The 20893-nt window shown below is 66.7% G+C and carries 17 protein-coding genes and 2 pseudogenes; 9 read left to right on the plus strand and 10 right to left on the minus strand.

Annotated elements, in window-relative coordinates:
• The first annotated feature begins 28 nt into the window (after positions 1 to 28).
• Positions 29 to 1342 carry an ATP-binding protein gene (locus tag A5724_RS24580; RefSeq protein WP_232004966.1) on the plus strand — a complete coding sequence of 438 codons (1314 nt, stop codon included), beginning with the start codon at positions 29 to 31 and terminating at the stop codon, positions 1340 to 1342.
• A 3-nt stretch (positions 1343 to 1345) separates the two neighbouring features.
• On the opposite strand, the gene A5724_RS34275 is transcribed toward A5724_RS24580, so the two are convergent.
• A complete protein-coding gene (locus tag A5724_RS34275; protein WP_197518772.1) occupies positions 1346 to 1498 on the minus strand; it encodes a hypothetical protein in 153 nt (50 codons plus the stop codon).
• A 52-nt stretch (positions 1499 to 1550) separates the two neighbouring features.
• Complete coding sequence (locus A5724_RS24585) at positions 1551 to 2090, minus strand: hypothetical protein (RefSeq protein WP_232004967.1); 540 nt, start codon at positions 2088 to 2090, stop codon at positions 1551 to 1553.
• A 125-nt stretch (positions 2091 to 2215) separates the two neighbouring features.
• On the opposite strand from A5724_RS24585, the gene A5724_RS24590 reads away from it, so the two are divergent.
• From A5724_RS24590 to A5724_RS24600, 3 genes are all read left to right on the plus strand, one after another.
• A complete protein-coding gene (locus A5724_RS24590) occupies positions 2216 to 2599 on the plus strand; it encodes a hypothetical protein (RefSeq protein WP_067808512.1) in 384 nt (127 codons plus the stop codon).
• Positions 2600 to 2695: 96 nt separating this feature from the next.
• A complete protein-coding gene (locus A5724_RS24595; RefSeq protein WP_156752440.1) occupies positions 2696 to 6178 on the plus strand; it encodes a hypothetical protein in 3483 nt (1160 codons plus the stop codon).
• Positions 6179 to 6182: 4 nt separating this feature from the next.
• A complete protein-coding gene (locus tag A5724_RS24600; RefSeq protein WP_067808516.1) occupies positions 6183 to 7691 on the plus strand; it encodes a hypothetical protein in 1509 nt (502 codons plus the stop codon).
• Positions 7692 to 7695: 4 nt separating this feature from the next.
• Here A5724_RS24600 and htpX read toward each other — a convergent pair whose 3' ends face one another.
• The gene (htpX, locus tag A5724_RS24605) at positions 7696 to 8574 is read right to left on the minus strand and encodes a zinc metalloprotease HtpX (RefSeq protein ID WP_067808518.1); all 879 of its coding nucleotides are present in this window, start codon (positions 8572 to 8574) and stop codon (positions 7696 to 7698) included.
• Positions 8575 to 8638: 64 nt separating this feature from the next.
• On the minus strand, positions 8639 to 9646 hold the full coding sequence (gene grcC1 / locus A5724_RS24610) for a nonaprenyl/(2E,6E)-farnesyl/geranylgeranyl diphosphat synthase (RefSeq protein ID WP_197518773.1): 1008 nt from the start codon (positions 9644 to 9646) through the stop codon (positions 8639 to 8641).
• 90 nt (positions 9647 to 9736) lie between these two features.
• Here grcC1 and menJ point away from each other — a divergent pair, with 90 nt between their 5' ends.
• Genes menJ through A5724_RS24625 form a run of 3 tightly spaced genes read left to right on the plus strand, consistent with a single transcriptional unit; the run spans position 9737 to position 12877 of the window.
• A complete protein-coding gene (gene menJ, locus A5724_RS24615; RefSeq protein ID WP_067808522.1) occupies positions 9737 to 10951 on the plus strand; it encodes a menaquinone reductase in 1215 nt (404 codons plus the stop codon).
• Between the two features lie 18 nt (positions 10952 to 10969).
• Complete coding sequence (locus tag A5724_RS24620) at positions 10970 to 11872, plus strand: alpha/beta hydrolase (protein WP_067808524.1); 903 nt, start codon at positions 10970 to 10972, stop codon at positions 11870 to 11872.
• Positions 11873 to 11887: 15 nt separating this feature from the next.
• Complete coding sequence (locus A5724_RS24625; protein WP_067808526.1) at positions 11888 to 12877, plus strand: alpha/beta hydrolase; 990 nt, start codon at positions 11888 to 11890, stop codon at positions 12875 to 12877.
• On the opposite strand, the gene A5724_RS34760 is transcribed toward A5724_RS24625, so the two are convergent.
• Positions 12878 to 13330 (minus strand): hypothetical protein, encoded by a 453-nt coding sequence (locus A5724_RS34760; protein ID WP_232004968.1) that lies wholly within the window; start codon positions 13328 to 13330, stop codon positions 12878 to 12880.
• Positions 13331 to 13361: 31 nt separating this feature from the next.
• Between A5724_RS34760 and A5724_RS24635 the strand changes: the two are divergent.
• Positions 13362 to 13670, plus strand: a pseudogene (locus A5724_RS24635) (GAF domain-containing protein); the annotation flags it as partial.
• On the opposite strand, the gene A5724_RS24640 reads toward A5724_RS24635, so the two are convergent.
• Positions 13668 to 14723: an alpha/beta hydrolase gene (locus A5724_RS24640; RefSeq protein WP_067808529.1), complete on the minus strand. Its 1056-nt coding sequence runs from the start codon at positions 14721 to 14723 to the stop codon at positions 13668 to 13670. The pseudogene A5724_RS24635 and the gene A5724_RS24640 sit on opposite strands and share 3 nt — an antisense overlap.
• A 55-nt stretch (positions 14724 to 14778) precedes the next feature.
• On the minus strand, positions 14779 to 15048 hold the full coding sequence (locus A5724_RS24645; RefSeq protein ID WP_067808530.1) for a hypothetical protein: 270 nt from the start codon (positions 15046 to 15048) through the stop codon (positions 14779 to 14781).
• A 36-nt stretch (positions 15049 to 15084) separates the two neighbouring features.
• Between A5724_RS24645 and A5724_RS34975 the strand changes: the two genes are divergently transcribed.
• Positions 15085 to 15240, plus strand: coding sequence for an Rv1535 domain-containing protein (locus A5724_RS34975; RefSeq protein ID WP_255397301.1), 156 nt, complete (start codon positions 15085 to 15087; stop codon positions 15238 to 15240).
• Between the two features lie 96 nt (positions 15241 to 15336).
• Here A5724_RS34975 and A5724_RS35225 read toward each other — a convergent pair.
• The 3 genes and pseudogenes from A5724_RS35225 to A5724_RS24660 form a co-directional block, all read right to left on the minus strand.
• A pseudogene (locus tag A5724_RS35225) lies at positions 15337 to 19503 on the minus strand (HAD-IC family P-type ATPase); the annotation flags it as partial.
• Between the two features lie 23 nt (positions 19504 to 19526).
• Positions 19527 to 19967 carry a hypothetical protein gene (locus A5724_RS24655; protein ID WP_067808534.1) on the minus strand — a complete coding sequence of 147 codons (441 nt, stop codon included), beginning with the start codon at positions 19965 to 19967 and terminating at the stop codon, positions 19527 to 19529.
• A 179-nt stretch (positions 19968 to 20146) separates the two neighbouring features.
• Positions 20147 to 20833, minus strand: coding sequence for a demethylmenaquinone methyltransferase (locus tag A5724_RS24660; protein WP_067808536.1), 687 nt, complete (start codon positions 20831 to 20833; stop codon positions 20147 to 20149).
• Positions 20834 to 20893 lie beyond the last annotated feature (60 nt).

Here is a 20893-nt window from a genome sequence, read left to right on the forward strand (position 1 = left end):
TCGGTCGTCAAGTCCATACTGGTTCACCGTGTCTGGAAAGGAGGAGCGGTCTTCGTCGCTGGCGTCTGTGCTCGCCGGTGAGCCCCACGACGTGCGGCGCGCGCTCGAGGTGCTCGGTCGGATTCTCACCGACAACGTAAGCACGCGAACGACCTTCGACGGTTTCCTGCACTCCTCGCTCGGCCGGTTCGACTCCGATGTAATCTGCGAAGCCCGCTCGCTGTCGTCGGTCGGCCACATCACAGCTGGTTTGGCGCTCGCGGCGCTGATCGACAAGTTCGATCCGCCCATCGGTCCCGGCGACGACCACGAACCTCCTACATGGGCTTCGGTCGAGATCGGCGAGAAAAAGGTCGCACCTCCCGCCACGCTCGCCGTCTTCTTCGACGCAGGCCAACTCGCACCGGTGCCCGTCGTCGTCCGGATCGTTTCGAACGATTTCGGTGAGTACCGCCGCATCCAGGTTTACGCCGCGCCCGCCGACCGCGAGCACGCTACCCGGGTCCTCGACGCCATCATGGAAGACGCCAGCGGCCGGATGAGTCTCTTCCGTGGCCGTGCCCTGACTGCATCCGTCGAGCAAGGCCTTGTCCTCGAGCCCGTTGACCTGCCGGACATCAGCCGCGCCAGTGTTGTTCTGCCCGAAGAGGTCTGGGCCGAAATCGATCTCAACGTGGCCGCCGTGACCGTCCACCGAGATCTGATGGAGCGACTGGGCCTCGGCGTCCGTCGCGGCATCCTGCTCGCCGGACCCCCAGGCGTCGGCAAGTCCCTGGTCTCCCGAGTGCTCGCTCGCGAACTGCTCGGCCAATTCACCGTCGTGATGGTCGACGCTCGTGCAGGCCATTCGGCGTTGTCCGATATCTACCGGGAGGCCCGCAATTTCGGACCGACCCTCGTCATCATCGAGGACATCGATCTCATCGTGGGCAATCGCAAAAGCCGGGGCGTGAACTCCGTGCTGTCCGAATTCCTGGCGGTCATGGATGCCGATCCGATGGCGTCCTTGCTGACCGTTGCGTCCACCAACGACGTCAAAACCCTTGATGCGGCCGCGGTCCGATCGGCTCGCTTCGATTCCATCATCGAAATCGGATACCCCACCCGCGAAGCGGCAGCCCGAATCCTGTCAACTTACTTGCACGGTGTCCCGGGGGCTGAGGACGTCGAATTGGAGGCCGTGGCCGCCCATTTCGGCCGCGACATCAGCGGAGCCGACATCCGCGAGATCGTGCGCCGCACCGTGCTGGCAGCTTCCGGTCATGTTTCCACCACGGACTTGATCACGACCGTCAAGTCCGGCCGGTTCAAGCCGCACATGCCCGGCGGCAATTACCTGTGAGGTCTAGCTCGACTTCTTGTGGCTGTTCTTGCCGCCCTTTTTCGACGCGTTGGGCGTGTTGGCGATCTTGGCGGCCCGCTCCTTGCTCATGCCCTTCTTGCGCAGACCCTCGTACTGCTTGTCGTTCTTGACGCTGGACCCATGATCCTTGGCCATCGTGCCTCCTCATACTCGTCAACAACGAGTACCCCGTCGGAGGCACGGCCACTCAGTTGGCGAACGGGCCCCGGTTGTCCGGCCGATACAGCAACGGGTTCTCGGAGTTGATGATGAAGCTGCCCGCCGGACTCAGCACGAAACCCGATTGGCTGCGGCTGTCGACACAGGTCGTGGTCGCCCCGTCGTTGCCGCAGCTGACCGTCTGATAGCTGATCCGCGAACCCGGCGGCAGTGGTTTGGCCGCTGCTGCCGCCTCGAAGACGTTGCGCGGCGCGATCGAGAAGCCCGCGGGGCCGCCGTAGCCCGCGCTGACCAGGTTGGCGCCCTCCGGCGCGGCGGGGATCGGGCCGCTGCAGCCGTAGCCGTTGCCCTTCTGCAGCGCGCAGATCACCCCTTCCGGCGTGGAGAAGGCGAACCAGTTGCCGTCCATCATCGCGTAATCGGACAGCTTGACCGGCGCCAACGCGTTGACGTTCGGCGGCGGAGGCGGCTGCGGCGGTGGGTCGGGCGGCGGTTCAGCCGTCGCGAAACCCGGCGCGCCGACGACGGCCGCCGCGCCAAGGACGCCCAGGAAAACTCTGCTCAGCACGGTCCACACCCTAAATCGCCCGCTTCTGGCTCGCACCATACTGAGCACATCGACCCTCGATCCCACCGCGTTACCGCACGACAATGTTGGGATCGGTAGCTCAGCGGGGTCTCTGTACTGGACGAATGAACCGAATCTCGCTCCCGGCCGCGGTGCTGGCCGCCGGCGCCGCACTGGTGTTCGGCGCAGGCGCCGCTCACGCCGACACGTTCTCCGCCCAGCCGCACAGTTGGTGCCCCGGCGAAGCATTGCCGTTCAACAACATCAAGTGGGACATGAAGATGTGCCACACCTGGTACACGGTGCCGTTCGGCCAGGGCAACGTGCGGATGGTCGATCTGCATGGCAATCCGCTGGACAGCTTCATCTCGGCGGACATCCCCGCACCGGTGTTCGAGGCTCCGCCTCCGCCACCTCCGCTGCCGCCGGGTACGCCGTTCTGCAGCCCGCGCGGCGCGCTGATCATCATCCCGCCGATCTGCGACGAAATCGGGGTGCAACTGTCCTGACCTCGGGCGGGCACTCGAGTAGTGCACTACTCGTGTGTCGACACTGCCGTCAGGCCTACCTTGGGCGCGTCATCAGCCACAGGGGGAGGAACGGCAATGGCATCAACAGTTCAGCGCGTCGGTGGTCGGATTGTGCTCACCGAGTCTGGCGTCGGCATTCCGAATCTGGTCGTGACGGCCTTTGACATCGCGCGGCGCGACGGCGCGACCGCCCCGCTCGATACCACTGGCGGCGCGCGCTTGGGCGCCGTCATCACCGGGCAAGACGGCGGTTTCGAGATCGTCTACCCGTGCGAGTTGTCCGCGAGCCGAGACATCGTCGTCGTCGTCCGTGCGCCGGACGGTGAGCGTGACGGCACCCAGCTATATGCCACTCCTGAACCCCGGCGGAAGGCAGGCGTCGTCGAGGAGTTTCTGATCACCCTGACGTCTGCCGCACTCGAGGCCGCCGGCGTCACACCACCGGCCGGTTCGGACGACACCACCCTCGAACAACCCTCCTTCGCGTTGCACGGCGCCAAAGAGGCACTCGCCCGAACGTCGGTGCTCAAGGACGAGCTACGCCAACTCGCGAAGGATGAAGTCGACAAGGAACGCGAACGCGCCCGCACGATCGAGGACAGGTTCCAACCGCGGCTTCTCGATCAGCTCACCGGACACGCGAGCACGAAACCCGGTTATCTACCCCCCAATTCCACGGAGGACGACACCCACACCGCCAGCTGGGACGCGCTGGCCCGCTCTGCAAACCGGTCCAAGCCGCCGACGGTCGGCTACATCCAACTGCGGCGCGACGACGTCCCGTCCGAATTCCCTACGGCCTCAGGTACGCCCACCGACGTGGCGGCTTCTGTCGTCGAACGCGAGCTGTTCGGCGCGGCGCAGGAAGCATTCCGGACCGCCGACCGCACCCGCGAGGACCCCCTGGCGCTTGCCGAAGATCAAGCGGCGCAGCCGCCGTCGCTGACCGATGCCCTCGCCGAGGCGGCCCCCGAGCCGGACCCCACTGCGCCCTCATCCGGGCACCCCCCGGTCGCCACCGAGGACGACTTGCCCGCCTACATTCACCGTCTGGTCGACTCCATGGCTGCGCCCGATGCCCCGCCGACCGAAACCCGAACCGACCAAGCCGGCGTGCAGAGCGGCACCGACGCGTTCTCCTTACGCGGCGGGCCCGCCGACGTGCCCGCGATCTATGACTTCCACCATCTGCAGATCGCGTTCGACCACGTCTGGACACATGCTGTCGACGAAGAGGTCATCGAGATCTCGTCTCGGCTGGCCCGTGCGGTCAGCGACGCCGGCGGCGATCCGGTGGCAGCCGTCGACAACGGCGCCAAGCCGTTGCAGGCGCTGCGGGCCGAACTCGGCCACGTCATGCGCGCCGAAACCCCGACCGTCCCGACCGCGCTCGCCCGTCGTCCGGTCGACCCGCAGATGAATCCGAACCACCCGACGCTGGATCCCGGTGACCCCGGCTACCCGCCGGTCCCGCCAACACCTCCGCCGCCGACGCCGCCACACTGGCCGCCGATCGGCCCCGTCGTGGTCGGCGGTGTCAAGGACGCCCAAATCGACGGTCTCCCAAAGCAACCGCATGAACTGCTCGATCAGCTCGAGGCCCTGCTGCACGAGCAGTACAGCTTCGAGGTGTTCGCCCCGGGCAGCGTCAACTACGGCCTCAACGTCACGTACCGGCAGCGGTGGGAGCCGCTGACCTATCAGGTCGGCGACCTTGTCAGCACGATCACGCTCACCCCCAGGGAGACCCGCAAGATCAACGTCAAACGGGTTGAACGCAAGGAACGCATGGTCCGCGAGATGGAGGACAGCCTCGAGGTTCGCAAAGACGAATCGAAGGACCAGGGCCGTGACGAAGCCGAGATCGTGCGCAAAGCCCAAGGCAAGACGAGCTTCTCGCTTACCGCGGAGGGCAGTTACGACATCGGCATCGCCGACGGCGACAGCAAGACATCCTTCACCAAGGACGCCGCTGACGACTCGGCCGATACCAAGAAGTCGATGCGCGAGGCGGTACTTCAGGCCGCCCGCGAATACAAGAACAACCACAAGCTGGAGATCGAGACCAAGGAGTCGTCGGAGTTCGAGTCGACGGAGGCGACCGAGATCACCAACCCCAACGACGAACTCACCGTGACCTACTTGTTCTACGAATTGCAGCGGCGCTTCCGGATTTGCGAACAGTTGCACCGGTTGACGCCGGTGGTACTGGTCGGCATGGAGGTGCCCAACCCGAGTCGCCGTTCGATCGACCGCACCCTGATCACGCACAGTTGGATCATCAACCGCGTCCTGCTCGACGATCGCTATCGAGACGCCCTGCGCTACCTGACGACAACCATTGTCGGAGACGAACTCGCGCTGCGTGAACGGCAGAGCGTCGTGAACCGGCTGCGGGCCAGCGTCGAGACGATCGAGCGCAGTCACGCGCAGCTGCTGACCGAGGTCAAGCAGCGAAACAACGAGCTCGAACGGATGATGAATCTGCGAGCCGACAAAATTGACGAAGAGGCGCAGGAAGGTTGGTGGGGTTCGCTCTCCGACTGGGTGACCGGCGAGGGCGAAGGCGATGACCTCGAGGCCGTTCGCGTTCGCGAAGAGAACGCACGCGCGTACTACGAGAAGGCTGTTCGCGCCGAACAGGAGCTGCGGGAGTCACTGCGCAGCGAAGCCGCGGCGCTGCACAAAGCGACCGCGGATTACGCTCAGGCGCTGGCCGAGCACTCCAACCGGCTTCTTCAAGTCGCGGCGCTGCGGGTGCATTTCAAAGCCAATGTGCTGTATTACATGCAGGCCATTTGGAGTCACACGTTCCGCGATCAGCTCTACTTCTCGGTGCACAAGCTCAGGGCGCCGACGCTTCGCGCGTCGTCGGTCCAGTACACCGTCGAACGTCTTGAGACGCCGCCGGCACACATCGTCCCCAAGCCGGATCACGTTGTCTTCAAGGTCACTTCGGAGAAGGTGTTCAGCACTCCGGCGGATCCCGTTGATCCCGTAGACCCGGCCGAGGACCGAACGCTGGCAGAAATCGCCGATCTGGACAGCCCGCTCGGATTCAAGGGCAACTACATGATCTTCCCGCTCAAGCGTTCCAACGCGCTGACAGACTTCATGATGACGCCGTACGTCGACACTGAACTCGGTGTGCACGACCCTGACGAACTGGGCGCATGGACCCCCGAGGATTTCGTCAAGCACGTCAAAGCGCTCCGAAACACCTTGTCGGAGGCCGACTTCGACCAGTTGTTGCCGATCCTGGAGGAGCAATACCGTCGCATCCTCAGCGCGCCCCGCAGGCCCGGCGAGGAGATCGTGGTGCCCAGCCGGTCGCTGTACATCGACGCACTGCCCGGCAAGCATCCCAACCTCGAGGACTTCAAGCTACGGCACCGCGCCGTCGACGTCTCCAAGGCCCGCGCCGAGGTCCGCAAGCTGGAGTTGGAAAACCTGCGCTACGCCGGACGCCTGCTGGTCGCCGAGCGCGGCGATCCCGATATCGACAAGCAGATCCTCATCGACGGCAACGGCTCGGTGGTCGTGCCGCCCGAGGCGTAGCGGCATGGCACCGCCGACGGCCAAACAGCGCGGCACCGACAAGCGGGGCACTGCGCGCGTGCCGCAGGCGCGAGTGCAGCAGACCCTGAGACGGTCGATGACGCTGGACTTCGACACCTGGGTGTTCGCGCACGAGATCGCCAAGGTGGTGTTCCGCAGCGGTGAACTGCCGCCCCGCTACACGCTCGAACCACAACGAGGCGGGAACCCGGCGATGCGTTGGCTGCTGAAGTGGGAGGAAGGCGCGTTCGACCTGACACTGCTGTCCTCGTACGGCGAGCGGTTGTGGTACCGCGTGCTCCAGGGCGGCGACGAGTTCGCCGAGGACCAGTGGGCGCGTGAGGCGGCCGAGGAAAGAGCGCGAGAAGCCAACCGCGCGCACAACAACATGTATGTGCCCGCTCTCGGCATGACCGGTGGCCAGGCGCTCACCGCACTCAAGCCCGGGCTCTACGTCGCGGCCTTCCCCTACGGCATCGTGCCCGTGCCTCCAGTACCTCCGAGTAAGGAATGGCAGGGCTGGCCGGACGTCGGATGGATCAAGTGGTACGCGGTGCGAGGCGGCTGGTTTGCGTGGCGAGGTGTCGACCGCCTGGAACTGTACGTGTTGGGCAACGACAACCCGCAGTTTTGGAAGGAGGTCGTCTATTACGTTCTGCACGAGGGTGATTCGCTGAACAAGGCCGCGGACAAATTCTGCAAGCGGTGGGACGAGATCAATCGCACGATGCTCGCCGCGTTCGCCATCGCGCTGACCAGCGCGCCGTCGCTCGGTCGGCGCGCGGATCTCACCGAGGCCGCGTTCACCCCGACGATCTCGAACACCGAACGCGGTCTGGTGCGGCAGACCGAAAAGGAGCTCGGCGGCAGCGTGCTGAAGAAGATCGACCCGGTCGAAGCGGTGCACGTCGGTCTGACCGCGGCCACCAAGCCGTGGGAGGGGCTGAAGGGCCTGCTGGCGCCGGGGGACGAGGAGCTGGAAGCCGAGATGGCTGCGCTCACCGACGCTTCACTGACGGACCTGCGCAGGCGCATCGACGCCGAAGCCGGCAAGAACTACGGCCGTGATTTGCGCACCGGTGAGATGGGCGAGGCCAGTTTCAAGTTGACGCTCAAACTGAGGGGATACTCGGTTGTCGAGCTGCAAAATCCCAGCGGTCACGGAGTCGACCTCGTCGCGATCAAGGTCAAGGGCGACGTCGCGTGGATCTACTTTTTCGAGGTCAAAAGTTCCGAAAAGGACTACCCCGGCAAGTTTTCCGACGCACAGCGCGACCCGCACGGGTTCGTCAAGAGTCGGCTTCAGCGGGTGATCGACCGCGAGGGCCACTACAAGAAGGTCCCGGATTCGGTGGTCGAGATCGCCAAGCAAATCAAGGCGGCGATCGACGACGGTCACCCGGTCGGCGCGGTCAAGGTGAGCGTGCATTGGGCCAAGAAGCTGTCGTACAAAACCTCGGTCGCCATCTGGCGTCCGATGCCCAAGGCCACCGCGCGGGCCCGCAAGAAGTAGCGGGTCAGTACAGGCCGGGGCCGCGGCCTGCCATCGCTTCCAGCCTGCGGATGCGGTCCTCGATCGGCGGGTGCGTCGCGAACAGCTTGCCGATGCGCTCGCCGGACCGGAACGGGTTGGCGATCATCAGGTGCGCCTGGTCGGCCAACTGCGGTTCCGGCGGCAGCGGTGCCTGCTGCACGCCCGCGCTGATCTTGCGCAACGCGGACGCCAGCGCCAGCGGGTCGCCGGTCAACTCGGCGCCCGACTGGTCCGCCTGGTACTCCCGCGACCGGGACACCGCCAGCCGGATCACCGTCGCGGCGATCGGGCCGAGCAGCGAAACAAGCAGAATCGCAAGGGGGTTGGTGCCGCCTTCGCGGTTACCGCCGAACATGCTCGCGAAGAACGCGAGGTTGGCCAGCGCCGTGATCACCGCGGCCATCGCGCCTGCGACGCACGAGATCAGGATGTCGCGGTTGTAGACGTGCGACAGCTCGTGGCCCAGCACGGCGCGCAGTTCTCGCTCGTTGAGGATCTGCAGGATGCCGGTGGTGCAGCACACCGCGGCGTTGCGCGGATTGCGGCCGGTGGCGAACGCGTTCGGTGCGGAGGTGTCGCTGATGTAAAGCCGCGGCATCGGCTGGCGCGCCGTGGTGGCCAGCTCGCGCACGATCTTGTACATCACCGGCGCCTGCATCTCGTTGACCGGGACGGCGTGCATCGCACGAAGCGCCAGCTTGTCACTGTTGAAGTAGACGTAGACGTTCATGCCGACGGCGAACAACACGGCCAGGAACATGATGTTGCGGCCGAACAGCGCCCCAACGAACACGATCAGCGCCGAGAACCCCGCCAGCAGCAAAAAGGTCTTCGCGGTGTTGGCGTGCGGATGCCAGGTCATTTGCGCTTCCTCCTACGAACTAACCGCTGATCTAACGCCCGGCCCAGCTGTGCGAGTTCCTGGGTCAGCCGTGCCGGTTCACCGTGTAGTCCACCAGAGTTGCCAGCGCCTGACGACCAGGCCCGTCCGGCAGGAAGGCCAACTCCTCGCGCGCCTGGGCGGCGTACCGCGCCACGGTGGCCTTGGCCTGAGCCATCCCCGATGACCGGCGCAGCAGCTGCAGCGCCTCAGCCAGGTCCTCGTCGTTTTCGACCGGTCCCTTCAGCAATTGCCGCAGCCGGTCAGCGTCCGGCCCGGTGTCACGCAACGCGTACAGCACCGGCAGAGTGTGCACGCCCTCGCGCAGATCGGTGCCCGGCACCTTGCCCGATTCGTCGGGGTCGCTGTCGATGTCGATGATGTCGTCGGAGATCTGGAAGGCCGTGCCGACGATGCCGCCGAGCCTGCTGAGCCGTTCGATCTGCTCCTCGTCGGCGCCAGAGAACGTCGCACCGAACCGGCCGGAGGCCGCGATCAGGCAGGCGGTCTTCTCGTACACCACCTTCAGGTAATGCTCGACCTCGTCGACGCCGTCCGCCGCGCCCCTGGTCTCGCGCATCTGACCGGTGACCAGCTGCGCGAACGTATCGGCGATGACCCGTACGGCTTCCGGGCCCAACCTGCTGACCAGCCGCGAGGCGGTCGCGAACAGGTAGTCACCCGCCAGGATCGCGATGTTGTTGCTCCATCGGGCGTTGGCGCTCGGGGCGCCGCGGCGCACCTGAGCCTCGTCCATCACGTCGTCGTGGTACAGCGTCGCCAGGTGCACCAGCTCGATGACCGCGCCTGCGACGGTGACCTGCCACGCGTCGGGTTCCGGCCCCAGCCGGGCCGAGAGCACGGTGAACAGCGGACGGAACCGCTTGCCGCCTGCCTGGAACAGGTGCTGAACGGCCTCGGACATCAGCTCATCGGCTTTACCCAGCTCAGTGGCCATCAGGTCCTCGATACGGGCCACTCCGTCGCGCACGTCATTCGCGAACACGGGGTCTCCGAAATCAACCCCCGCCACCACACTCGCTGGTGTCCTCACCCTGCCAACATACTGGGAGGCGTGGATTTACCGGCGGGCAGTGGGAGCGGTGGGCCCACGCGCGCAGCGCAGGGGACGACCGGGGAATCGGTGAAGGCCGACGTGGTGGTCGTCGGGGCCGGTCCGGCGGGTTCGGCGGCCGCCGCGTGGGCCTGTCGCGCCGGTCGTGACGTGCTCGTCATCGACTCGGCGCAGTTCCCCCGCGACAAGGCGTGCGGCGACGGGCTGACCCCGCGCGCGGTGCTGGAACTGCAGCGGCTGGGCCTCGGGCCATGGCTGGAAGGCCGCGTGCAACACCGCGGGCTGCGGCTGATCGGATTCGGCGGCGACGTCGAAGTCGAGTGGCCGGGTCCGTCGTTCCCCGCAGTCAGCAGCGCGGTCCCCCGCGCTGAACTCGACGACCGCATCCGGATGGTGGCCGCCGACGACGGCGCCAAAATGCTGCTCGGATCGAAAGCCGTTGACGTAAGACATGATTCGAGTGGACGGGTGTCGTCGCTGGTGTTGGATTCCGGCGCCGAGATCGGTTGCGCGTCGGTGATCGTCGCCGACGGCGCGCGTTCGCCTTTGGGCCGGGTGCTTGGCAGGCAATGGCATCAGCAGACCGTCTACGGCGTGGCGATCCGCGGCTACCTCGGCACGCCGCGCAGCGACGAGCCGTGGATCACGTCGCATCTGGAGCTGCGCTCACCGGAGGGCCGCGTGCTGCCCGGCTACGGCTGGATCTTCCCGCTGGGCAACGGCGAAGTGAACATCGGCGTCGGTGCCCTGGCGACGTCGAAACGCCCCGCCGACGCCGCGCTGCGACCGCTGATGTCGTATTACGCGTCGCTGCGCCGCGAGGAATGGGGCTTCACCGATGAGCCGCGCGCGCCGCTGTCGGCGCTGTTGCCGATGGGTGGCGCGGTGTCCGGGGTGGCCGGGCCCAACTGGATGTTGATCGGCGACGCCGCGGCGTGCGTCAACCCGCTCAACGGTGAAGGCATCGACTACGGGCTGGAGACCGGCAGGCTGGCGGCCGAGATGCTGGACACCGCCGACCTGTCGTCGGCATGGCCCGCGGTGCTCACGGCGCACTACGCGCGCGCGTTCTCGGCCGCGCGGCGGCTTGGGTTGCTGCTGACGATTCCGCGGTTCCTGCCGTCGACGGGACCGCTGGCGATGCGTTCGACGATGTTGATGAACATCGCGGTGCGGGTGATGGGCAACCTGGTCACCGACGAAGACGTCGACTGGATTGCGCGGGTGTGGCGATCGGCGGGGCTGGCGTCGCGGCGAATCGACCGACGGCCGCCCTTCAGCTGACCGCTAGAGTGCCACGCTGTGTTGATTCTGACCCGCCAGCCGGTGGCCGACGCTGCGGCGCGGTTGTTCGCCGCCGTCGTCAACCCCACCCCCAAGCCGGGAGTTCTGTTCAAGGAGATCGCCGGTTCGACGACCGAGACCCGCATCGAGACGCGCCGCGGGCCTGTCGCGGCGACCATCTATCACCCGCGGCCGCAGACTGGCAGGCCCGCGGTGTATGTCAACGTGCACGGCGGCGGTTTCGTGGTTGGTCATCGCGAACAAGACGATCCGTGGTGCCGCTACCTCGCCGCCAGCGCCAATGTTGTTGTGGTCAATACCGATTACGTGTTGGCCCCGCACAAGCGGTTCCCGGCACCGGTGGAACAGGTCTACGACGTACTGCGTTGGGCGTCTGAGCAAGAACGTGACTGGGACGGCCGACGGCTGTGCGTCGGAGGACAAAGCGCAGGGGGCAACCTGTCGGCGGCGGTTTCGCGGATGGCCCTCGAGGAGGGCGGCCCACCGATCGCGCTGCAGATGTTGCATTACGCGCCACTGGATTTGGTGACGCAGGCCGCTGACAAGCCGTCTCCGCTCGGCAACAAAGCGGTCCTGCAGCCATGGATGAGCGCAGTGTTCGACACCGCCTACATCCCCGACCGCGCACAACGCCGCCACCGGCTGGCCTCCCCCGCGTGGGGACCGAACGCCGATGACATCGCCGGTATCGCACCGGCAGTGGTCGTCACGGCAGAGTTCGACCGGCTCCGCGGCGAAGCCAAACGGTACGCGGACAAACTGGACGCGGCCGGCTCGCTGGTGGAATACATCGAGGTGAGCGGCGTGGATCACGGCTACAACATCATGAGCGACGCGACCGAGGTCACTCGCCAGATGTACGACGTGATCGCCGGTCACGTCAAACGGGCGACCAGCTGAAAGGCACGACGCGCAATGATCACTCGACGCGACTTCGCGCGAGCCGCCGGCCTTGCCGTCGCAGCGACCTCAGTGGCCAGTTCGGCACTTGCGGGGGCATCGCCGACGCACACCTCGTTCGGTTCGCTCAACCAAATTGATGCCGGGCTGCTCAATGTCGGGTACGCGGAGGACGGACCAGCGGACGGCCCTCCCGTGATCCTGCTGCACGGTTGGCCGTATGACATCCACAGCTACGTCGACGTCGCGCCGATTCTGGCCGCACGTGGATATCGCGTGCTGATCCCGTACCTGCGCGGTTACGGAAGCACACGGTTCCTCTCGTCTGACGCCGTGCGCAACGGGCAGCAGGCCGCGCTGGCGCACGACGTCGTCGCCTTCATGGATGCATTGAACATCGACCGTGCGGTGCTCGGCGGATTCGACTGGGGCGCACGCAATGCCGCCATAGTCGCCGCGGTCTGGCCGGAACGAGTCAAGGCACTCGTTTCGGTGAGCGGTTATCTGATCGTGAATCTCGTTGCCAATCAACAGCCTTTATCACCGCAAGCGGAGCACGGCTGGTGGTATCAGTATTATTTCGCAACCGATCGCGGCGTTCTGGGTTACCGGCAGAACACCTACGACTTCAACAAACTGATCTGGCGCGAAGCCTCGCCGACATGGCAGTTCGACGACGCCACCTACGACCGCAGCGCCGCGGCGTTCGTGAACCCAGATCACATCGACATCGTCATCCACAACTACCGCTGGCGCTTGGGCTTGGCACCCGGGGAACCGCGGTACGACGAACTCGACGCGAAACTGGCCGCAAGCCCGCCGATCACCGTGCCCACCATCACGATCGGCAGCGACTTCGACGGCCCAAACAAAGACGGCGCCGCCTACCGCAAGATGTTCACCGGTCCGTACGCGCACCGAATTCTCGACGGCATCGGGCACAACGTCCCGCAGGAAGCGCCGCAGGCGTTCGCCGACGCCGTTGTCGCGGCCGACAGGATGTAGTCAGTCGCTCGAGGAGGACGAACTGCCGGAGTCGCTCGACGAGGAGCCGGAATCGCTGGACGAGGACTCGGTCGCCGACGAGTAATCGCTGGATGTCGAATAGTCCGACGACGAGGAGCCGGAGTCAGTCGGCGCGAACGACAGGGCGGTCGACGAGAACGGGTCGTACGTGCTCGCCGAACCCTCGCTGATGTGGACGCTGCCGCCCTGCAGGCGCTGCGCCACCTTCACCGCGAGCCGGACATCGGCGGGCGCCTTGTTCGGGTCGCTGGCCTTGGTCAGCGCGATCGCGATCAGCACGTCGGCCGCGGTGATGAACAGCCCGGCCCAGTAGGCCCACTTCGTCGTCGGATCGGGTTGCGTGGCAAAGAAGATGATCAAGAAGATCGGCCCGACGATGCCGAAGACGAACATCATCAGCTGAATCTTGACGTAGCGCCAGAACGTTGCCACGTGCCGGAGCATATCGCGCAGGATGAGCGCTATGCCGGAGGTTTATCGCGCACCAATGCGGTCGCGCAGCGACGAGGTCGATAGCCGGGCGGCGGTCGAGCGTGCCCGCAGGCTCGGAGTGTGCGGGTTCAGCAGGCGGGTGAGGGATCGCGGCGAGCAGGAGCGGCTTGGCCGTCGGGTCGAGCGGTTCATGGCGATCTCGGACGGCTCGTTCGTCTGGACGCGCGACGGCGATGGCCGCTACTGGCTGGGCCGGATCGACGGACCGTACTTCTACGACGACGAGAACACCGCGGCGGCCGTCGACCTTGTGCACGTCCGCCCGTGCCGGTGGCTGTCAGCTCAGTGACTTCGCGAATCCGCTGACGTCACGCATGCTGGCTTCGAACACCTCGGGCATGGCGGCAGGAAACATCAAGTCACCGCCGTGACAGGTGCCCAGCACCATGCGCCCTACGGTGGGGACCCCCGCTCCCAGCAGGCGGCGGTAGTAGGCCAACCCTTCATCGCGCAGTGGGTCCAGTTCGTTGACCGAGATGACGTGCGGCGGTAGCCCGCTCAACTCCTCGTCGCTGGCCGCCAGCGCCCAACAGGTGGCGTCTGCGGCATGCGCATTCGTCGGGTCGTAGAGCGATGCCAGTACCGCAAGCTGTTGCAGGCTGATGAAATACCCGTCGTTTTCCTTCATCGACGGCAGATCGTCGCAGTCTTCCGACCAGCGATTCGAGATGTAGGGGCATTGCGCGTAGAACCCGGCGATCTCGTTCACCCAGCCTTCGCGTTTCGCCTTGTGCGCGACGGTAAGCGTCAAGTTGCCCCCGCCGGACTCGCCCGACACGATCAGATGACTGACGCTCAACTCAGCGCGATTCGCCGATACCCACCTGGTGGCGGCCGCGCAGTCGTTGAGCCCCGCCGGGAACGGATGCGGACCGAACGTGCCGCCGGAGTTGCGGAACTCGACACCCACCACGACCACGCCTGTGCTGGCGAGGTATTCCCGCAACATCATGTAGGCGACGTCGGCGGCCCGACTGATCGCCATGCCGCCGCCGTGCAGGTGCACCACAGCCGGCAGCGTGCCGGACGCACCGTCGGGGCGACTGATGTACAGCGTCACCTCGTTCCCATCGCCGGGGATCGTGGTGGTCGTGGTCGTCACCCCATGCACTGCGGGTGCTTCCTGTGCCAGCGACGCGAAGACGGCAGCCATGCCCTGCTCGCCGAGCTTGCTGAACTCGAGCCGCTCCTCGAGCGGCGAATCGGCGGTCACCGGTAATGGTGGCAACCGATTGTCGAGACCAAATTGCGCGAGCGCCTTGACCATTCGCGGGTCGGAGCGGGGATCGGTGCCGAGGGTGCTGTCAGGATCTGCGAGACGACCGTAAGCCACGACTCGACGCTACCTTCGGAACTCGCGCGGCGCGAAGTCACTCAGCGCAGCGGCCTCAGGCGTCTTCGATCGCCTCGCCGATCTCCTGCGCGACCCGGCTGTGATGTTGTTCGGTCAATGCATGTCCGGCCGCAATCGCCAGGGCGATAGGCCAGTCGAGAATCTCGACGGCGGCCAGCACGCCCAAGGCGCCGTAGTACGCGAGGTGCTCCGGACGCGGTATCCGCATTCGGCCCACCACGGGCAGGTTCACGCTGAAGGCCTCAGCCTCGGTGATCCGTTTGACTGCGTCACGGTGGCTCGCGCCGTGTGATTTTTCGGCCATTCGTTGCCCTCCCGTCATGGCGTGTTCGACGTTTGTATGCCTGGCTTCCTCACCGTGGCAGGCGTGGCAGGTCTATCCGTGTTCATCGGGCCCGACCCGTTGACCGATGTCGTCGCCGGAGTGCTGGCGGTGCCGTTGCGTGAGGTGTACGCGGTGCTCTGGCGCGCCGGCCTGGTCGACATCGACGACTGATTTCCAGCCTCGCGCAGCCAACATCCGCGGCGCGACTGCGGCCACTGAGGTCGCGACAGTCGCTGCGCCCAAGGCTTGCGCCCAGCCGAGAGGACCCAACGGTGTACTGCCGAGCAGTTGACTGACCACCGGTGTGCTGATCAGCCCGCCGAGTGCCATCAGTGACCCGACGGCGGTGCTCACCACAAGCGGATCGCGCGAATCGATCAACGTCTGCCCCAGCTGAGCCGAAACCAGGGCCACCAACGCCACCGTCGACGCGCGCCGTTGAGTTCCCGTGACGCTCGCCAACGCCCACGCCGCCGTCGCGGCGCCGGCCGTCGTCGCGCCGCGCACGGCAACGGTGCGCCACAACTCCGCTTCGTCGAGGCCGCGGTGTCCGTTCGCCGGCTCACCGGTAGGCTCGCTGACCGCGAGTGCCGCCGCCGGAAGCGCGTCGGTGAGCATGTTGACCAGCAGCAGCTGCCTGGTGTTCAGCGGCGAGCGGCCCGTCAGCGCCGTGCCGAGGAGAGCAAAGCCCACCTCACCTGCATTGCCGCCAAGCAAAATCGCCACCGCCGCCTGGACTCGGCGCCACAATCGGTTGCCCTCGTCGAGCGCATCCATGAGCGACCCGATCCTGCCCTCCAGCAACATCACGTCGGCGGCCGTGCGGGCCGGGTCGCTGCCGTGCGAAGCCACGCCGATTCCGACAGTCGCCGCGCGTATCGCTGCGGCGTCGTTGGCCCCGTCACCGACCATCGCACAGACTCGGCCAGTTCGCTCGAGCGTCTCCACGATCTGCACTTTGTGTTCCGGTGACATCCTGGCGAACACGACGCGGTCCTGCACCGCGCGCTCCTGCTCACGCCGCGCCAGTGCTTCCCACTCGGCGCCACTCATCACTTGGTCTGCGGTGACCGCCATGCCAAGTTCGTCCGCGATCGCAGTGGCAGTAACCGGATGGTCGCCTGTTATCAGACGCACGGCGACACCGGCGCCCGTCAGACGCGTGAGCACCTCAGCGGCGTCGGGCCGCGGCGTGTCCGAAAGACCAAGGAAACCGACGAATTGCAATTGCCGCGTGCACAGTTCGGCGAAGGCATCGGGATCCGCTGCAGCGGAACGTACTTCGGGTTCGGTCAGTTGACGCCGCGCCACCGCCAACACGCGCAGTCCCTTCTCGGCCAGTTTCGCCACCAACCGTTGCACCGGCTTCTCCGAGCCGGAGCACGCGGGCAGCACGACCTCAGGCGCACCCTTGATCGACAACTCGCGACCGCGGATGGATGCCGAGAACGGTCGGCCAGACCTGAACGGCAGATGCACATCTGCCGTGACGGACGAGTCATCAACCGCCTCAGCGGCTTTCGCGACAGCACTGTCGGTAGCATGTTCGTGCCGATCGCCGTTGGCCGGCGGCGTGGCGCGGCCCGCATGTGCGAGTACGTCGTCATCGCTCATGCCCTCGGCTGCCTCGATCCGGGTGACCCGCAGTCGGTTTTCACTGAGAGTGCCCGTCTTGTCGAAGCAGACCACGTCGACACGGCCCAGCGCCTCGACCGACCGCGGGCTACGCACCAGCGCACCGGATCGCGTCAGTCGACGCGCCGACGCCTGCTGGGCGAGGGTGGCAACCAGGGGCAGGCCTTCCGGAACGGCGGCGACGCTGACAGCGACGCCGCTGCTGACCGCCCGCCGCAACCCGGTGCGGCGGAGCAGGCCGAGCATCGTGACGAGTCCACCACCGGCAATGCTGACCGGCCACGCCCGATCAGTGAGGTCACGCAGTTGCGCCTGAAGACCGACTGAGGAACCACCTGCGCCAGGGGCCTGCATCGCACGCCTGGCTTGGGTCTGGCCGCCGACAGCGGTGACGATGCCGACAGCGGTGCCTGCCACAACTGTGGTGGTTGCGTGCAGCATGCACGCGCGCTCAGCCACCGGGACGGCCGGCGTGGCGTCGACTTGCTTTGGTACAGGGAGGGATTCGCCGGTGAGAGACGACTCGTCGACCTCGACGTCCGTGGCGCGAACCAGCCTGGCATCCGCGGGAACCACCTCACCCGGCCGCACCTCGATCAGATCGCCCGGCCGCAAGCGTGCGGTGTCGACAGTGGCATAGCCTTGGTTCTCGAGCACGCAGCGGGCGGGCGGATCCTGCACAGCCAGCAGTCGGCGCAGCAGGCGTTCGGCACGAAGCTTCTGGGTGGCTGCCAGCGCCGCGTTTCCGGTCAGAACTGAGCCGACAAGCACGGCGTCCGATGGGGAGCCGAGCACGGCGCTGGCCGCCGAACCTATGGCGAGCACGGGCGTCAGCGGATCGGACAGCTCGTCACGCATCGCATCGACGAAGTCGCTGACGTTGCGGCGCAGAGGAGTAGCCACTGATCGGGCCGCCGACAGCCGCGACTTGGCCTGTCGTTCAGCACATTTCGGCGGCGGCGGTAACAGCCGGCGGACCTGTTCGACCGAAAGCGCATGCCACTCACGCGTGGTGTCCGCGACCGGCGGTGCCGCGTTCAACACACCGCGGGCGAGCCGGTATCCTGTCCAGGCACCCGCGCCCGCTCCGGCAGTGACAGGCCCAGGACCTCGGCCGCGAACGCCGGGGATCATCAATAGAGCGCCGAGAAGTGATGCGCCAGTGGCTATTTCGACGCCGCGCTCGCTCACGCGACGTGCCGCGGGAAGTGCTCGCATGATTCGCCAGACGCCATCCACATCGTCGACGAGCAGATCGGCGTGCCAGACCGCGGGCCCGCTTCCGATGCAGATACCCACGTCGGCGTCGGCGACCGCCTGAGAAGCATCGCGCGTCACAGCCATGACCGTGCGTCCGTCTTCCTGTAAGCGGGTGACCAGTTGTGCGAGGGCCTGGTCGACCGACCCGTGGTAGGGATAGAGGTCGTCGAAACCCGACCGCAGCTCATCGAGCGAGTCGAGGTCGAGTGACACCACATCGGCTCCACCGCTTCGTGCTTCGCGCAACACGGCCGACGCCAGCGGATGATTCGTGTAGCGGACCAGGGCTTCACCCGCGGGCCGATGACCGTTGGCGCCCGGAATCCTGTGCCAGCCCGCCGCGATCGCACCGCGGTCAATCTCCTTGTCCGCCCACTGCCAGATCGCCGTGCGTTCGGGACCGGTGGCATTGCGGATGCGCCCGACCCGCAGCTGGTCGGTGCACAAGGCGCGGGGGTCGATGACGACGGTGTCGATCCGATCCAGTCTGCGAAACGCCGCGGCCGCCAATGGCAGCACGCCGTGGTGATCCGCCAGCCCACGACCGATCGTTGCGGCGAACGCCTCCCGGCTGGTGCGAGCCGCCTTCGGCGCGGCGACGAGTGCGGCGGTGGCGGCAGCATCAAGACTGCCCGTTGCGAATCCGACCGTCGCGGCACCGATGCCCTGCACGACGCCGCAGCGATCGCCGTGTCGCTCGACCGGCCCCGGCGGCATTGGCCGCGGCCGCTGCGACGGCCGAACCCCATCACTGCAGTCCGCCCGATTGGCCAGCCCCGGCTCCCGCCGCCGCCAGGCCTGGGCCGCCGACTGCGCCTCTGCGGCCCGGATGATGTGCAGGGCGAGGTCGACCGCGAGGGAGGCCGGCGCCTGAGTAAACGTGTACATGGCACTCGTTGCGAAGGCGAGCGCGGTGTCGGCCCCGTCGGCTCCGAGTCGGTCTTCCACCAACCGCCGAAGCCGCGGCTGATAGTCGACGAGCGTGACCGTTGCCGCCAGCGCCGCAGGCAGGCGTGGCCACAGCAACGCCCGACCGGCGAGCGTTACCGACAGGCCGACCGCGCTGGTCGCGGCCGCGGTGACAGCTGCCGCGAGCGCCATCGTGTCACCGGGCAATTCGACGGCCAGCGGCGAGACCGGTGACGCGCCCGGGTCACCCTCTTGGTCGGCTTCCTTTTCCGCGACATCGACCACGCCGCACAGATCCGAGAGCGTCGGGGCGTCCTCATCCAGCTGCACCACCACCCGTGACAGCGGTTGGTTGAGCTTGACCCACCGCACTCCCGGGCGCGCCCGCAGCTTCGCCGCGACGAGCTGACCGACTCGATCGTTGCGGCCCGCGTCGGTGAGCCCGCGTACTTCGATCCAGCAGCGGCCGTCTCCCTCCCAACAGCGGCGCGAGCGCGCGCCGCCCGCCAATTCCGACACGACATCGGTGATCGCAGTCATCACCTGACCGACCCCTCCGGCGGTGACGGCGGACGCGGTTCTCACGCCGGTGTCGAGCACGCGAAAAGGCAGCGATGCGGAGGACCGCATCAGTTTGACGAAATCCACGGCGATCAGCGCTTGGCGGCAGAACGGCGAGTCCCCGCCGCGGACTTTCGTGACGTCGACTTGGCCGAGGTCGCGGTCTTGCGGGCGGCAGCACGCTTTGTCGCGGGCTTCACCTTCGCCGATTCCGCGTCGGGTACGGCCATGAGAGTCGGTGGCGCCTGGCCACCGGACCGTTGGTTGAGTTGGTGCACAACAAGTGCCGTGCCGCCGATACCCACCAGCACGGGCCACTCGACCAACCCCGCCGTGCCGATCGCGGCGAGGGTGAGGGCCGCCGCGGGCGTCGAATGGCTACCGCTCGTGATTCCGTTCTTGGCGCCGGCGAAGGTGCCCTGCACGCCGCCGATCACGCCGTTGACGGCCGCGCCACCGACAGCGCCCGCGGCCGCCGTCGTGGCTTCCGCGGCCCGGGTGATGACGCCTACCGCGCCGTTGATGATGTTCATTGTTCACTGCTCCGTGCTAACGCCTTGGATATCTCCAATCCACGGCGAGTACCCGCGCATACGGGCGTTCAACCTGCGGACTACCTGTGATCCGAAGCGATGCGGAGCACGTCGGGGTACACCCGCGTTCTCAGCTCAATTCGCTTGTGCCACAGGAAATGTAACGCTGCACGGTGTCGCTAGGACTTGACGGCGGCGTGCAGCGCGACGATGCCGCCGGTCAGGTTGCGCCACCGCACCGCCGACCAGCCTGCGTCGGCGATGCGGCGCGCCAGTTCCGCCTGATCGGGCCAGGCCCGAATCGATTCGGCGAGATAGACATAGGCATCGGGATTCGACGACACCGCGTGGGCGATGCGCGGTAACGCCTGCATCAAATACTCCTTGTACGCGGTGGCGAACGCGCGGTTCGTCGGCGTCGAGAACTCGCACACCACCAGTCGGCCGCCGGGGCGCGTCACGCGGGCCATTTCGCGCAGCCCTGCCGAGTGGTCGACGACGTTGCGCAGCCCGAAGCTGATGGTCACCGCGTCGAACACGCCGTCGGCGAACGGCAACCGGGTCGCGTCCGCCCCGACCTTGGGCACGTCGCGCTCTGCACCGGCCACCAACATGCCGACCGAGAAGTCCGCGGCCACACACCACGCGCCGGAAGCCGCCAGTTCGACCGTGGACACCGCCGTCCCCGCCGCCAAATCGAGCACCTTGTCGCCAGGCCCAATGCGTAGCGCCGAGCGGGTGGCCCGTCGCCAGAACCGGTCCTGCCCAAGTGACAGCACGGTGTTGGTCAGGTCGTAGCGGCGCGCCACGGCGTCGAACATCGACGCCACCTCATGCGGGTCCTTGTCCAGCGTCGCGCGGCTCACGCAGCCACCGTAGCTGTGAACATCCTTGATCGGGGAATGGCGCAGGCCGCAATGGGCATT

It is taken from the genome of Mycobacterium sp. ACS1612, from assembly GCF_001667505.1.
GTDB lineage: Bacteria > Actinomycetota > Actinomycetes > Mycobacteriales > Mycobacteriaceae > Mycobacterium.

What these genes read in the sequence shown, in the direction of transcription:
- A5724_RS34275 (WP_197518772.1), bottom strand. Translation starts at nt 1,498, where the DNA reads ATGGCCAAGGATCATGGGTCCAGCGTCAAGAACGACAAGCAGTACGAG.
- A5724_RS24590 (WP_067808512.1), top strand. Translation starts at nt 2,216, where the DNA reads ATGAACCGAATCTCGCTCCCGGCCGCGGTGCTGGCCGCCGGCGCCGCA.
- A5724_RS24595 (WP_156752440.1), top strand. Translation starts at nt 2,696, where the DNA reads ATGGCATCAACAGTTCAGCGCGTCGGTGGTCGGATTGTGCTCACCGAG.
- A5724_RS24600 (WP_067808516.1), top strand. Translation starts at nt 6,183, where the DNA reads ATGGCACCGCCGACGGCCAAACAGCGCGGCACCGACAAGCGGGGCACT.
- htpX (WP_067808518.1), bottom strand. Translation starts at nt 8,574, where the DNA reads ATGACCTGGCATCCGCACGCCAACACCGCGAAGACCTTTTTGCTGCTG.
- A5724_RS24625 (WP_067808526.1), top strand. Translation starts at nt 11,888, where the DNA reads ATGATCACTCGACGCGACTTCGCGCGAGCCGCCGGCCTTGCCGTCGCA.
- A5724_RS24645 (WP_067808530.1), bottom strand. Translation starts at nt 15,048, where the DNA reads ATGGCCGAAAAATCACACGGCGCGAGCCACCGTGACGCAGTCAAACGG.
- A5724_RS34975 (WP_255397301.1), top strand. Translation starts at nt 15,085, where the DNA reads ATGCCTGGCTTCCTCACCGTGGCAGGCGTGGCAGGTCTATCCGTGTTC.
- A5724_RS24655 (WP_067808534.1), bottom strand. Translation starts at nt 19,967, where the DNA reads ATGAACATCATCAACGGCGCGGTAGGCGTCATCACCCGGGCCGCGGAA.